Source organism: Rubneribacter sp. (genome assembly GCF_965361815.1).
This window is the reverse complement of sequence record NZ_CBDTNW010000101.1, coordinates 13,064-26,142: the sequence shown is the minus strand read 5'-3', so window position 1 is coordinate 26,142 and position 13,079 is coordinate 13,064. Positions and strand designations below refer to the sequence as shown.

The 13,079-nt window shown below is 61.4% G+C and carries 12 protein-coding genes; 6 read left to right on the top strand and 6 right to left on the bottom strand.

Features of this window, described 5'->3' with window-relative positions; genetic code table 11:
• Positions 1 to 71: 71 nt before the first annotated feature.
• The 5 genes from ACWKY3_RS07495 (at position 72) to ACWKY3_RS07475 (ending at position 6,538) form a co-directional block, all read left to right on the top strand.
• Positions 72 to 2,537, top strand: coding sequence for a molybdopterin-dependent oxidoreductase (locus ACWKY3_RS07495; RefSeq protein ID WP_449315804.1), 2,466 nt, complete (start codon positions 72 to 74; stop codon positions 2,535 to 2,537).
• A 2-nt stretch (positions 2,538 to 2,539) separates the two neighbouring features.
• A complete protein-coding gene (locus tag ACWKY3_RS07490) occupies positions 2,540 to 3,157 on the top strand; it encodes a 4Fe-4S dicluster domain-containing protein (RefSeq protein ID WP_449315803.1) in 618 nt (205 codons plus the stop codon).
• Between the two features lie 15 nt (positions 3,158 to 3,172).
• Positions 3,173 to 4,429, top strand: a complete 1,257-nt coding sequence (gene nrfD / locus ACWKY3_RS07485) for an NrfD/PsrC family molybdoenzyme membrane anchor subunit (protein WP_449315802.1) — start codon at positions 3,173 to 3,175, stop codon at positions 4,427 to 4,429.
• A 10-nt stretch (positions 4,430 to 4,439) separates the two neighbouring features.
• A complete protein-coding gene (locus ACWKY3_RS07480; protein WP_449315801.1) occupies positions 4,440 to 5,090 on the top strand; it encodes a TorD/DmsD family molecular chaperone in 651 nt (216 codons plus the stop codon).
• A gap of 230 nt (positions 5,091 to 5,320) precedes the next feature.
• Complete coding sequence (locus tag ACWKY3_RS07475) at positions 5,321 to 6,538, top strand: coiled-coil domain-containing protein (protein WP_449315800.1); 1,218 nt, start codon at positions 5,321 to 5,323, stop codon at positions 6,536 to 6,538.
• A 177-nt stretch (positions 6,539 to 6,715) separates the two neighbouring features.
• On the opposite strand, the gene ACWKY3_RS07470 is transcribed toward ACWKY3_RS07475, so the two are convergent.
• The 4 genes from ACWKY3_RS07470 to ACWKY3_RS07455 form a co-directional block, all read right to left on the bottom strand.
• Positions 6,716 to 7,267, bottom strand: a complete 552-nt coding sequence (locus tag ACWKY3_RS07470; protein ID WP_449315799.1) for a M48 family metallopeptidase — start codon at positions 7,265 to 7,267, stop codon at positions 6,716 to 6,718.
• A 1-nt stretch (position 7,268) separates the two neighbouring features.
• Positions 7,269 to 8,117 carry a 16S rRNA (cytidine(1402)-2'-O)-methyltransferase gene (rsmI, locus tag ACWKY3_RS07465; RefSeq protein WP_449315798.1) on the bottom strand — a complete coding sequence of 283 codons (849 nt, stop codon included), beginning with the start codon at positions 8,115 to 8,117 and terminating at the stop codon, positions 7,269 to 7,271.
• A gap of 203 nt (positions 8,118 to 8,320) precedes the next feature.
• The gene (locus ACWKY3_RS07460; RefSeq protein WP_449315797.1) at positions 8,321 to 8,767 is read right to left on the bottom strand and encodes a phosphate-starvation-inducible protein PsiE; all 447 of its coding nucleotides are present in this window, start codon (positions 8,765 to 8,767) and stop codon (positions 8,321 to 8,323) included.
• Positions 8,768 to 9,168: 401 nt separating this feature from the next.
• Positions 9,169 to 9,294 (bottom strand): LPXTG cell wall anchor domain-containing protein, encoded by a 126-nt coding sequence (locus ACWKY3_RS07455; RefSeq protein WP_449315796.1) that lies wholly within the window; start codon positions 9,292 to 9,294, stop codon positions 9,169 to 9,171.
• A gap of 334 nt (positions 9,295 to 9,628) precedes the next feature.
• Between ACWKY3_RS07455 and ACWKY3_RS07450 the strand changes: the two genes are divergently transcribed.
• Entirely contained in the window at positions 9,629 to 11,128 is a 1,500-nt protein-coding gene (locus ACWKY3_RS07450) for an aldehyde dehydrogenase family protein (RefSeq protein ID WP_449315795.1), read from the top strand.
• Positions 11,129 to 11,314: 186 nt separating this feature from the next.
• On the opposite strand, the gene ACWKY3_RS07445 is transcribed toward ACWKY3_RS07450, so the two are convergent.
• Together ACWKY3_RS07445 and ACWKY3_RS07440 are read right to left on the bottom strand one after the other, a co-directional pair.
• Complete coding sequence (locus ACWKY3_RS07445) at positions 11,315 to 11,917, bottom strand: putative ABC transporter permease (RefSeq protein WP_449315794.1); 603 nt, start codon at positions 11,915 to 11,917, stop codon at positions 11,315 to 11,317.
• A gap of 9 nt (positions 11,918 to 11,926) precedes the next feature.
• Positions 11,927 to 13,063, bottom strand: a complete 1,137-nt coding sequence (locus ACWKY3_RS07440; RefSeq protein ID WP_449315793.1) for a putative ABC transporter permease — start codon at positions 13,061 to 13,063, stop codon at positions 11,927 to 11,929.
• Positions 13,064 to 13,079: the final 16 nt, after the last annotated feature.

Here is a 13,079-nt window from a genome sequence, read left to right as displayed (position 1 = left end):
ACGTTGCGTCAGATCCTAGTATACCCGCCGCAATAGCCGCGTAGGCGGCAGGACGTGTTTGAGGAGGATCAATGAGAAGGACGAGTAAGGCAGGAGAGTGCGACGCTGCGCAGAAGCTCTCGCGCCGGGGCTTTGTTGCAGGTTCCGCGCTCGGTGCAGCTGCGCTTGGGCTTGCGGGGGCGAGTGGTATGACGTCTACAACGGGGTGGCTGGCTCCTGCGTTAGCGAATGAAGAGACGAAAGAGCGCACAGCAACCATATTTCACATGAACCATTGCGAAGGGAAGTGCACGCTCAAATGCACGGTGCGCGATGGACGTCTGTGTATGATTGAGCCGCAGGAATGGCCGAACCGTATGGAGCGGACCATCTGCGTGAAAGCGCTTGCCGATATTGAGCGCATTTACGGAGAAGGACGCGTGCAGGTTCCAATGAGACGGATTGGGCAACGAGGTGATGGGGCGTATGTTGCCATCAGTTGGGATGAAGCTCTTGCAGAGATACAAGAAAAGCTTGGCGCGGTCATAAAAACATATGGACCCGAGAGCGTGCTTTTATGTGGCGGGTCGGAACAATTGACAACCAATTCGCTCGCTGTTGCCATGGGTTTTCAAGGAATTACCGCCTACGCCATTGATGGTAACTATCCCAACGGGGTGGGTCCGGCAACAGGACAGGGTTTCATCGAGGGGGATGGAAGGGATCTTGTTAACACGCGAACGCTTCTCAATTTGGGAAACAATGCGTATGAAACGGCGCTGATTTCTGCTCATGTGCTCAACGATGCGCGCGATGCAGGATGCTACTTCATTACGGTCGATCCGTTTTTGTCCACTACGGCAGGTAAATCAGACCAATGGGTGCCCATCAACCCGGGATGCGATCACGCGTTTTTGCTGGCGCTGATACATGTTGTTGTAGAGAACGATTGGACAGATAAGACGTTCATGAAGGAGCACACGGCGTTTCCGTATCTGATAGAGAGCGAAACAAAAAGGATCATGCGGGCTGAGGTAACCCAAGCAGACATCGACGCTGCCGCCGAGGCCGCTGCCGAGGTTGCCGCAGTTGACGAGTTTGATCCTGCAAGTGTTCTTGGGAAGCCTTTGGTGTGGGACAATAGTCTGCAAGCCGCCGTTTCCTACAGCGAAGCGGCAGACCCCGCTCTTGAGGGGCGCTTCGAGGTGAATGGAGCGATATGCGAGCCTGTGTATACCCATCTTCTGCGTCAAATTGAAGACTACACGCCTGAATGGGCGGCTGACGTTACGGGCATTTCCGCCGACACCATAAAAGAGATCGCCGACCGGTTTGCGAATAAAGGTCCTTCGTTCATCCAGTGTTCCTACGGAGGTGCCGACAAATACTCCACAGGCGATATTGCTGGCCATGCTGCTGTGGTGCTTGCGGGAGTCACGGGTAATTTTGGCAAGCCAGGATCAGGAGTTGGGATAAAAACCGCAAGTTCTGTGTCTAGCGTTCAAGCATCGTTGGGAAGTTGGGAGGTGCCCGAGCAGCTTGTTGCCCAAAGCAATCTGGTGGATGACTACCTGCTCACCAGCCAGCCCGATGCGGAAAACGTTACGAAGGGTATCATCTATTTCGGTGACATCATAAGTTATGTGGGTGACTTCAACCGGTTCAAAACATGGCTTGATCAGCTTGACTTTTTTGTTGCGATCGACCCGTATTGCTCGCCGGGTACTGGATACGCGGACCTTATTTTGCCAGCGTGCACGCGTTACGAGGACTCCGAGGATGTGGGAGGGGCGCAGTTGACCGCGAATCATCTCACGCTCAAACAGAAGGTGATCGATCCGCTGTTTGAAAGCAAGACCGACAGAGAAATAGAGCGGGAACTCGCGAAACTCTTTGGTGTGGAAGATGCATGCCCGGAAAGTGGTGCTCAACTTGTGGAGGCTCAGTTTGCCGGAGCGGAGGGGTTGGAAGGTATCACGTTGGAAGCCGTGCAGGCAAACGGGGGCTTTTACGAAGTATTTCCCGATGACGGCGTGCCCCTCACCGATTTTGAAGGGGGCGTGTTTCCCACCGCGACAGGGCGGCTTGAAGTGTACTACGAAGAGCTGATTGAGTTTGGGAATGCCCTTCCTGTCTATGAGCCTAATACCGAGATCGACGATAAAGAATTGAGGGCGAAGTATCCACTCTCAAACGCGCAACCTCGCACGCGTTTTCATATTCATTCTGAGTACTGTGACGCTGAGTGGATCAGGCAGTACTGCGACAACTTTATCGAGATGAACCCGGCGGATATGGAAAAGAGAGGCCTTGTCGACAAAGATAAGGTCGAGGTGTTTAACGACCGCGGCTACATCAGCACTATTGTTCATGCAAACAATGCGGTACGACCAGGAACCACCAGAATGTTTGAGAATCCGTGGCCGCGTTATATGGACGGCACGATTTTGCAGAGCCTGACGAGTAGCGTGCTTAGTGAGCGGGGTTCCGCATTGGCGCAAGGACCCATGATTCCTTTTAACGACACACTTGTTGAAGTCAAGAAAGCAGGTGAGTGAGTATGACCAGGCTTGCGATAGCTATAGACCTCGACCACTGCTCGGGGTGTCATACGTGCGCGAACGCATGCAAGATGAGCAACAACGTACCCATGGGGATGCTATGGAACCGCATTGTTGTGGAAAATGCTGATGGCATCTACGGAGCCGAAGGCACGTATCCCAACCTTGTGCGCACCTATCTGCCGCTGGCGTGTCAGCACTGCGAGAATCCTGCGTGCCAGAAAGTGTGCCCCACGGGTGCTACGTACAAGGATGACAAAGGTCGCGTGGAAATTGACTATGGCAAGTGCATCGGGTGTCGTATGTGCATGGCGGCGTGTCCGTACAATGCGCGTGTGTTCAATTGGAACGAGCCGGTGCGCAAACCCGATTTCAACTACGGCGATGCGGACGTGCCCTTGCGCGAGAAAGGCATGATGGAGAAATGCACCTTGTGCAAGGAGCGCACCGATCGGGGCCAAGAGCCTATGTGCGTGACGTGCTGCCCTATGAAATGCCGGACATTTGGCGATCTTGACGATCCGAACAGTGAAATTGCTCGAATGAAGAACGCCGGAAGCGCGTTTGTGCTTCTGGAAGATATGGGCACGAAGCCCCAGGTTTTTTACGTGAAGTGAGGGGGATAAACGAATATGAGTGAGAAACAAGGGTTTGTTTCGGGGGTTTCGGGGAAGTTCCTTGCAGGCGCATTGGTGTGTGCGGCGCTTGCTGTGGCCGCTTTCGGCTGTTGGGTATATCAGCAGATTGGCGGCCTGGGCATTACGGGCATGAGCAATGCGACATCGTGGGGGCTCTATATTGCAGCTTTTATGTTTTGCGTTGGCTTGTCTGCCGGTGGTCTTATTGTGGCTTCTTCGGCGCACGTGTTTAAGATTGAGCGGTTCAAGCCGGTGGCTCTACCGGCGGTTATTTGCTCGACGGTGTGCATCTGCCTTGCAGGATGTTTTGTCCTTATTGACCTGGGTGGTATCTCTCGGGTATGGAATATGTTCGTAAGCCTTAACCTTGCCAGTCCGCTGGCGTGGGATATGTGTGTTATTGTGTGCTACCTGGTTATCAATGTGCTTGATATGGTGTGGATGGTGAAAGGCGAAGAGCACAAGGTTGAGGTCCTCTCCCGCGTTGCCTTGCCTGTGGCCATTCTTGTCCATTCTGTCACGGCGTGGATATTCGGTTTGGAGATTGCTCGGGAGGGTTGGCACAGCGCCATTATGGCTCCCATTTTTGTGGCGTCCGCCATGGATTCAGGCTTGGCGTTGCTGCTCATTGGCCTTGCGTCGCTTGAAAAAGGAAAGGTGTTTCGGACTTCTCCGGCACTTTTTTCCTCGCTTGCTGGCCTTTTGTGCGTGTGTATAGCGGTTGATGCATATCTTATAGGGTGCGAGCTTCTGACCATGGCGTATCCTGGCACTCAGGAAGGTAACGCCATTTTGGCCGAGATGCTAACCGGCTCTACGGCACCGTTTTTCTGGTTTGAGATTGTAGGAGGGTTGGCACTTCCTTTTATGATGCTTGTGTTTTCTCGGAATCGGAAGCGGCGCGCTCTTGTGATTGGCGCATCTGTTTTGGTGGTGTGCGGGGTGTTCTGCAAGCGTGTGTGGCTGCTGTTCACGAGTTTTGTTCATCCGAATGTGTATGGCGGCAATGGCATCACCTTGGGCACGAAAGCTGCCCAGCAGGGCGGCGAGGGCATGTGGTCGATGCTGGGAAGCTACGCGCCGACGCCGTTTGAGGTGATCATTGTGATTGGCGTGGCCGCCTTAGGTGTTTTGGCGTTCATGGTGTTGTGCAAAGCGCTTTTGCCGAAATGGCAATCTGGTTGCACGCAGGGTGAGGCGAACGATGTTGCATCGGTCGTTTCGGAATGCGATGGCGCTCAGGCGGAGTAGGGGTAGGGTCGTGCGCGTTCAAGAAGACGATCGGTGCGTTGCTGGAGAGCGTGCGCTTGTTGCGCACGAGTTGGCCGATGCGTATGCGTTTCTAGGGAATTCTCTGCTCAAGCCTGTCAATCAGGTGGACAAGGTGGGGCTTTTCCCCGAGTTTTGGAAGGCGTTTCCTACGTTTGGGGATGCCGATGTCGGTGCGTGTGTGCACCGCTTGTATACGTATGCCAAGGAACTTCCCGAATATGAACAGGCTGTAGAGCAGGTTGCGTTCGAGTATACAAAGCTGTTCTTCGGCCCGCCTAAGCCCCAAGCGGCTCCGTGGGAAACCATGTATGGGATTACAGGGTGTTCCTGCGGTTTTGGTGCCGCTACGTTTGAGATGAGAAATCTTTTGCGCTCGCATGGCCTCAAACTCTCGAACACAAATCATCAGTATGAGGACCATATAGGAATAGAGTTGCTCGTGCTTTCCGAGTTGTGCCGTCGCGCCGAAAACGATGTCGATTATCGGGAGGTAAGAGACTATATAAAAAAGCATCCGCTTCACTGGGTGGGAAAGTTGCGCCTGCGGATTGCGGAGGTGTTTCCCTGTGGCTATGTGGTTAAGCTTGTTGATCTTGCCGAAGCGCTCATGGCCATGCAGGTGCGTTGGTACGAAGTGTGACCGAAAGGGGTTAAGAGGACAACTTGAGAGCCGCTTGGACGTCTTGGTGGACGGGGGTGTGGAAGTTTGGCGGCGCGCCGAGGTGACGCTGATGAGTGACAGTGGCGGTGACTTGCGCACACGCCCTCAGCATGCGCACGCTTGTGCGCTTTTCATGGCCGAAGCACGCTGCGAACGGCCGCCCTCGTATAATGGGACGGTACGAACCGACCTGGCAAGGACTTGCAGCCATGCAGCGAAACGCACCCGAAACGCACGACGCAGCCGACGGGCCAACCTTCGGCGCCGCCTTCCCGCGCGCCGAATCCCCCGCTCGCCTTCGCCGGACCCTGACGGCCAAAGCGCTCATCTGCGCGCTTTTGACCTGCGCTCTCTCTACGGCGGGACTGGCAGGCGCCGCCCCGGCGTTTGCCGAGACGACCGAGATCGATGCCCAGCCCGACGCCCTGCAGCAGCAGATAGAGAGCACGGCGGCGGCCTACGACGAGGCCACCGCGCGCGTGGAGGAGTTGGAGCGCCAGATAGCCGACAACGAGGCGAAGATCAAGGAATTGCAAGCCGACCTCCCCGAGCAGCGGGAACGGGGCGCCGAGGCGCTGCGGGCCCTGTACAAGCTGCAGCAGGAGATGCCCGGGGTCATCGAGGTGATCCTCAACGCGAAGAGCCTGGGGGACTTCCTAACCGCCTTCGAGTACATCGACCACATCCAACGCAGCAACGTCGCCGAGATCGAGCGGCTCCAATCCATGACGGCCGACCTCGAGACGTCGCAATCCGAACTCGAGCAAGCCCGCGAATCGGCCGCATCCGAGCAGCGCGCAGCCGAAAACGCCCTGGCCGAGGCCCAAAGGGCGCGCGAAGAGGCGCAGCGGAGGGCGCAGGAGGAAGCCGCCCGCCAAGCCGAGGAAGAGGCGCGCGCATCCCAGGAGGAGGCCGCGAAGGCCGCCGAGGAGGGCAACCAGCAAGAAGAGCAGGCGCAGGAGGAGCAGAAGGAGGGCGCGGCTGCGGCCCCCGAGGGCGGCGCCGGCCAGAACCCGCCTGCCGAGGTGCAGCCCCCCTCCTCGGACGGCGCCGATTGGAGTTCGGACAAGGCATCGTTCGTGGCCGAATGGGGCGGGCGCATCGACGCGTACCTGGCGGGCTCTCCCCTGGCAGGTCAAGGATCAACCTTTGCCGAAGCGGCCTGGAACTACGGTATTGACCCCCGCTGGTCGCCCGCCATCGCCAACACCGAAAGCTCGAAGGGCGCGTATTGCAGCTACCCCCACAACGCCTGGGGCTGGGGTAGCGTGAGCTGGGGAAGCTGGGAGGAGGCCATCAACGCCCACGTGCGAGGCCTGGCGAGCGGCTACGGCTACACCATCAGCGTGGAGGCCGCCAAGAAATACTGCCCCCCGAACTGGGAGCATTGGTACAACGCCACGCTGGGCCAGATGAACCTGATCTAAGGCGGAAGGAAGGCAGGCGTCTTCGCAGGCAGCCTTCGCCCCTCCCGACAACACGGCGACGCCTCGCGAAACGCGGGCGGACGGGGAACGGGGAAACGGCAGGCGAGATTCGGCGCGGGTTCGGTGCGAACTCGGCGCAGCGTCCGATTCGACGCGGCGCCCGACTGACGCCGAACGCTACCGCAGCTTGGCGCGACGCTCGCGCCAGTCGGGCATGAAGGCGTCCATGAGCGCCTTGAAGCGAGGACCGTGGCCGCGCTCCAGCAGATGGCACAGCTCGTGCACCACCACGTACTCCAAGCATTCCGGCGGATAGAGCGCCAGGCGCACGTTGATGCAGATGCGGCCCGTGGCCGGCTGGCAGCTGCCCCAGCGGCTCGTCATGTTTCGGTACGCCAGCCTGCCCGCCTTCACCCCCATGACAGGCTCCCACGCCGCAACGAGCACGGGCACGCACGTCTCCACCACGGCGCGCCACTCGGCCACCTGCCCAGGCGTTGCCTCGGCGGCCAGCGCGGCGGGAGAGGCCGCCGCCTGGGCGCGCTTCGCCTCTATCCACGTGCGCTTCTCGCGCACGAACCGCACGACCTCGCGCTCGGGCAGGCGCAGGGGCGCGGACACCTCCACCTCGCCGCCGGGACGCCTGACGCGCAGGTTGAGGTTCTTCACGCGCTTGCGCGCAAGGCGAACGACCAGGCCGTCCACCTCCAATTCGACGATCCCGGCCATGCTACGACCCAAGCGCGATGTCGTAGGCTGTGTTGCGCGCGATGCCGAACTCGTCGGCCAGCGCGCGGGCGACATCCTTGCCGCGCATGCCGTTTGCTTTGAGCTTGGCGGCGCGGGCGCGGGCCGCCTCCTCGGCGCTTTGCTCGGCCGCGGCACTTTCGGAGGCGTTCGGGCCGTCCACCACGAGCACGATCTCCCCCTTCACGCCGCCCTCGCGCTCGCGCGCGGCGAAGGCGTCCCGCAGCGCGGGCAGGGCGTCGCGCGCCACCTCCTCGTGCAGCTTCGTGAGCTCGCGGCACACGGCCGCCTCGCGCAGAGGGAACGCCTCAGCCAGCGCGCCAAGCGCACCGACCAGGCGGTTCGGACTCTCGTAGAACACGAGCGCGGCATCGAGCGCGCGCAGCCCCTCCAAGAGCGCGCGACGCTCGGCGTCTTTGCGCGGGAAGAAGCCGCCGAAGTAGAAACGCGGGTTGCAGCAGCCGCTGGCCACGTAGGCCGTGGCCGCGGCCGTGGGGCCCGGCAGCACCTCCACGGGCGCGCCCGCCTCGCGGCATGCGCGCACAAGGCGCAGCCCCGGGTCGGACACACCGGGCATGCCCGCGTCCGAGCAGTAGGCGATCGTCTCGCCGGCCCGCACGCGCGCTGCCACGGTTGCGGCACGCTCCCCTATCAGGCCCTCGTCCAGCCGCTCGAGTCGCTTCTTGATGTCGAAGGCGGCCAAAAGCCGCCCTGTCACGCGCGTGTCCTCCGCGCACACGGCATCGGCCGCGCGCAAGGCGTCAAGCGCGCGAGCCGTCATGTCGCCTAAGTTTCCGAGCGGCGTGGGACAGATGACGAGCTTGCCGGCCATAGTGCTCCCTTCGAGGCGTTTTCGTACCGTCCCATTGTCAGGCATGGGAGGTGTCTTGGCAAACGCGCACGTCGCTTTCGATGACGGGCGTCACCGGGGCCGCCGGAAGCGGCGAGCGGCGCGCCCGGGACGGACGGGCGGCATGCGCCGCGGCGCATGCCGGGGACGGGCCGCAGGGGCCGCAGCGCAGCCGAGAGCCGCAACTACTCGCGCTTGAGCAGCTTGGTGTTCGCCAGGTACAAAGCCAAAAGCAGCACGAGAATCGAAACGGAGAAGATGAGCGTGTGGAGGGGGTCGTCATGATAGAGGATAATGAGCCTGATGATGGCGGTAATCCCAATGTAGATGAAATAACGGAGGGGAAAGTGGAGTCCCGACTGGTAGTACTTCGCTATGAGGGCCAGGAACTCGAAGTACAAAAACCATGTCACAATGGAGCCCAAGATCTCGTTGCCGCCCGTCTGATGTTTCTCGACAACAAGAAGAATGAGCGACCAGGTGTTCATCAGCAAAAGCACCGAGAGTATCCCTCCAAGGACGAACAGCACCCCGGACAGGAACACCTGCATGAACCTGGAGATGCGCTTCGGATCGGCGAGGGTCTTGAAAAGCGCGGCGCCGTTTTCGGCGTCATTGCGGGTATCGCTCATGATCGTCGTATCTTCCTTTGCACGAACAAGCGGACAGCTGCCCGGAACCTTCGCGATTCCGAAGCCGCCCGACAGCGGAACACGTGGGAAGCGAACGCGGCGACGTGCCCACCTTCGCCTCTCCCTTCGAAATGATACTATATCACAAGCAAATAAAAACGAGGGCCTCGTGCACAAGCTGCAGGGTCGGCGAACGCATGGGGACGGGCGCGGCCCCACCGTGGATGAACACGCAAGGAGCGGGCGCGGGTTCTCCGTGGACGGGCGCATGGGGGACGCGGACCCTCCATGGATAAACGCGTGGATCCCGTCCGCAAGGAGCGGACGCGTGTTCTCCGTGGGCGAACGCGCGAATCCCATTAGCAGGGAACGGACGCGGCCCCTTCGCTCGCAGCCGCCCGCTATTTGCGACGCATCAGCACAAACGCCACCACCAGCACGATGGCCGCCACCACCACGATCCCGCCCACGATGAACGGCAGCGCGTTGTCTCCTGTGCTCGCCAGCGCGTTTTGCGCAAGTTCCATAACCGCTCCTTCCGCGAATCGCCGTTTTCACGCCACCGCGCCATTGTCCGCTATCCAAGCCTCATTGGCAAACGTGCAGGCGGAGACGATTTCCGCGACCCGGTGCTTCCTTGACCACCGCATGCGAACGAGGGTCGCAGCGGGCCTCGCAATTGCCACAGCGCGCCATTTGCGGCCACGGCCGGCGCGCCGCTCGGGGCATGCGGCCGCACGGGGCGCGCTACGGGACGGAGGGGGTTGCGCAACCATTCGCTGACGAAGCGAATGCGCTGTCGGCGGCAGGTTTTCGCGCATCTATACTGGGCAACCTGACCATCGAGCAAAGGAGGCCCCCATGCCCACCACCACCGCAGCCGCAGCCGTCTCCCCTACGCCCTACACAGGACTCGACAAGCTCTTCATAGCCGGAACCTGGCGCGACGGCTCCAGCGGCGAGCGCGCCCGCGACGTAAACCCCTACGACAACAGCACCTTGGCCGTTCACGTGCTGGCCGACAAGCGCGACGTGCAGGAGGCCTTTGAGGCCGCCGAGCGAGCGCAGGCCGCTTGGGAGCAGACGCCGCCCGCCGAGCGCTCCGCCATCCTGGCTGAAACCGTGCGCATCTTCGACGCGCGACGCGAGGAGCTGATCGAATGGGTGCAGCGCGAGACGGGCGGCATCCGCGCCAAAGCCGAGTTCGAGGTGGGCGCCGCCCGCGCCGCAGCCGAGGAGGCGGCGTCGTTTCCCTACCGCATGGACGGCGACCTTTTGCCCTCGGACGTTCCCGGCAAGGAGAACCGCGTGTACCGCCGCGCGCTTGGAACGGTGTCGGTGATCAGCCCGTGGAACTTCCCGCTGAACCTGTCGAACCGATCGGTGGCGCCGGCGCTTGCCGTGGGCAACGCCGTGGTGCTCAAGCCGGCCTCCGACACGCCCGTGGCGGGCGGAATCCTGCTTGCGAAGATATACGAGGAGGCGGGACTGCCCGCCGGCCTGCTCTCGGTGGTGGTGGGGCGCGGCAGCGAGATCGGCGACGCGCTGGTGGAAAGCCCCATCCCGCGCCTCGTCAGCTTCACCGGCTCCACCGCCGTGGGCAAAAGCATTGCCGCGAAAACGTTTGGCGGCAAATCGCGCATGAAGCGCCTCGCCTTGGAGCTGGGCGGCAACGCGCCGCTCGTCGTTCTTGACGACGCCGACGTGGAGCGCGCCGTGGACATCGCCATTGTCGGGCGCTTCCTCCATCAGGGGCAGATCTGCATGAGCACGAACCGCATTATCGTGGATGCGAAGCTGGCCGACGAGTTCACCGAACGCTTCGTCGCGCGCGCCGCGAAGCTCGTGTGCGGCGACCAGATGGATCCGGCCACCGACATCGGTCCCATCATCAACGAGGCGCAGCTCTCGGACCTTCTGCAGAAGGTCGCGCGCGCCCGCGACCAAGGCGCGACGCTCGCGCTCGGCGGCGAGCCGGACGGCCTGGTGATGCCGCCCGTCGTGTTCGCGAACGTCGATCCTGCGCTTGACATCGCCACGCAGGAGAGTTTCGGCCCGCTTGCGCCCATCATCGTGGCGCACGACGAGGACGAGGCGCTGCGCCTGGCCAACCGCACGGACTACGGACTGTCGTCGGCCGTGGTGGGCGGCGATGTGGAGCGCGCCGTGGCGTTCGCCCGCAAGATAGACGCGGGCATGACGCACGTGAACGACATGACCGTGGCGGACGAGCGGCACACGCCGTTCGGCGGCGAGAAGAACTCCGGCCTGGGGCGCTTCAACGGGCGCTGGATCCTCGAGGAGATGACGCGCACCCACTGGACGAGCGTCCAGCACACGCCCCGCGCCTATCCGTTCTGATCAGACGCGGAAAGAGGCCTTTTGGTTGCGGCCCTTTGGCGCTTGGCGCGCCAGGGGGCCGCGCCACTGCCAGATCGCCAAATCCGCCAAACCTGCGGGTTCGCTGGACCATCAGGCTGGCCGAACCGCCCGCCAAACCGTCAACCCCGCAGGGTTGCCAAGCTGGCGGCACGCAAATGCGGCGCGTTACGAAAACTTCACCGCGCAGAGCGCCGCGAAGCCCACGACCACCACCGCAGCCAGCGCGTTCATCACGCGCAGCGGCACCTTGGCCAGAAGCTTCTGGCACAGCGGATACACCACCCAGGTGTAGAGCATGGCAACGGCGGCCAGGGCCACGTCGTTTACGAGCCACGCCTGGCCCAGCACGTTGAGCGGCAGTTCGGAGTTGTCCCACAGAGGGTATTCGCCAGCGGCGTCCGGACGGTTGAGCATGAGGCCCATGCCCAGCTCCATGACCAGGCACACCCCCACGGCAATCAGGAAGAACTGCACGCCCGCTCCCGCCAGCGTGCGGCGTGTGGCCACCAAGCGCTCACGCAGCGGCACAAGCGCCACGGCGCACACCACCGTGCCCACGCCGTACACGAGGAAGGGGTACATCGGGTCGTCCCACACGAGTGAATCGGCGTCCACAATGCCGAACAGGTTCATAAACGAGCAGTAGGCTATCTCCATCCAGTGCCCCAGCACGCTGAACACGCAGAAGTACACGGCGAGGTTGCGCCAGAACGCGAACGCGTCGGGCGCGTAACCGTGCAGTTCGTCTTCGCGCGTGATGAGGGGCATGGCGGCCGCCTACGCCCGCACCGCGTGAGGCGACTCGGATGCGGACGGCTCGCCCTCCGCATCGCCCTCCGCATCGCCCTCCGCATCGCCGACGCCAATCTCGACGGTGGTGGCGGAACCGTCATCGGAGGACACGTCGATCCCCGGCACCACCACGTTGATGTAGTACAAAAACACAAGGATGGCAAAGCCCACCACCACGCCGGCGAACGCCGTGTTCACCACGTCTTTGGAGAGCCTGCCCAACCCCGCTTCCAAAGCTGGGTAGATAACCCAGGTCATAAGCGTAGCCACCATGCCAAACGCGATGGCGTTTTGCAGGCACACCTGCCCCATGAAGTTGCCGAACATGTTGCGATAATCCCACAGCGAGTAGTCCATGTTGAGCATAAGCCCCATGACGAACTCGATGAGCGTGCACACGAACGCGTTGATGACGAAGCTGATGATCAGCGGCACCACGCGGCTGCCGATGCGCTTCTCCAGGAAGTTCTTGATGGGATAGAACAGCAGCACGCACGCCACCGCGCCCACGCCGTACACGGGAAAGGGGTAGAGCCAGTCCGACCAGATCTGCGAGTTCGGATCGTAGATGCCCGGCAGGATGCCGAATCGGATGAGCGTGCAGTACGCGGCCTCCATCCAGTGCCCCACCACGCTGAACACGCAGAAGTACATGATGAGGTTGCGCCAAAACGCCCAGGTGCGCGGCTTGAAGTAGCTGATCTCGCGCTCAAGCTCCTCGCGCTTGGCCTCGGGCGAGAACGGCTCGGTGAGCACCGCCTTCACCCGGCGCGAGGTGAGGAAGTACACGAACAAAATGATGTCGAACCACGAATCGAGCAATTGGTCGGTTACGCTAAAGGCACCCTGCCCCAGGTTGTAGCCCGTGCCGATGACGATGTTGAACAAACTGAACGCCATGATGAGCGAGCGCGCCGCCCGCTTGCGCTGCCAGATGAGCCAAAAGCTCATGGCCTCGAACACAAGGTTGAGGTAGTCAAGCACGTCGGAGAAGGCAAGCGTGTAGTCCCCCTTTATGAGGAACACCGACAAAACCAACGTCAACAGGATGTTGACGGCGAATATCACCTGCAGAAAACGCATGAAGCCCAACTTTTTGGGATTGCTGAAATCTCGAGCCATACCTCTTGTTCGCCCT

Coding starts and splice junctions, on each gene's coding strand:
- ACWKY3_RS07470 (WP_449315799.1), bottom strand. CDS start 7,267: ATGGCCGGGATCGTCGAATTGGAGGTGGACGGCCTGGTCGTTCGCCTT.
- ACWKY3_RS07455 (WP_449315796.1), bottom strand. CDS start 9,294: ATGGAACTTGCGCAAAACGCGCTGGCGAGCACAGGAGACAACGCGCTG.
- ACWKY3_RS07490 (WP_449315803.1), top strand. CDS start 2,540: ATGACCAGGCTTGCGATAGCTATAGACCTCGACCACTGCTCGGGGTGT.
- rsmI (WP_449315798.1), bottom strand. CDS start 8,117: ATGGCCGGCAAGCTCGTCATCTGTCCCACGCCGCTCGGAAACTTAGGC.
- ACWKY3_RS07445 (WP_449315794.1), bottom strand. CDS start 11,917: ATGCCCCTCATCACGCGCGAAGACGAACTGCACGGTTACGCGCCCGAC.
- ACWKY3_RS07495 (WP_449315804.1), top strand. CDS start 72: ATGAGAAGGACGAGTAAGGCAGGAGAGTGCGACGCTGCGCAGAAGCTC.
- ACWKY3_RS07450 (WP_449315795.1), top strand. CDS start 9,629: ATGCCCACCACCACCGCAGCCGCAGCCGTCTCCCCTACGCCCTACACA.
- ACWKY3_RS07475 (WP_449315800.1), top strand. CDS start 5,321: ATGCAGCGAAACGCACCCGAAACGCACGACGCAGCCGACGGGCCAACC.
- nrfD (WP_449315802.1), top strand. CDS start 3,173: ATGAGTGAGAAACAAGGGTTTGTTTCGGGGGTTTCGGGGAAGTTCCTT.
- ACWKY3_RS07460 (WP_449315797.1), bottom strand. CDS start 8,767: ATGAGCGATACCCGCAATGACGCCGAAAACGGCGCCGCGCTTTTCAAG.
- ACWKY3_RS07440 (WP_449315793.1), bottom strand. CDS start 13,063: ATGGCTCGAGATTTCAGCAATCCCAAAAAGTTGGGCTTCATGCGTTTT.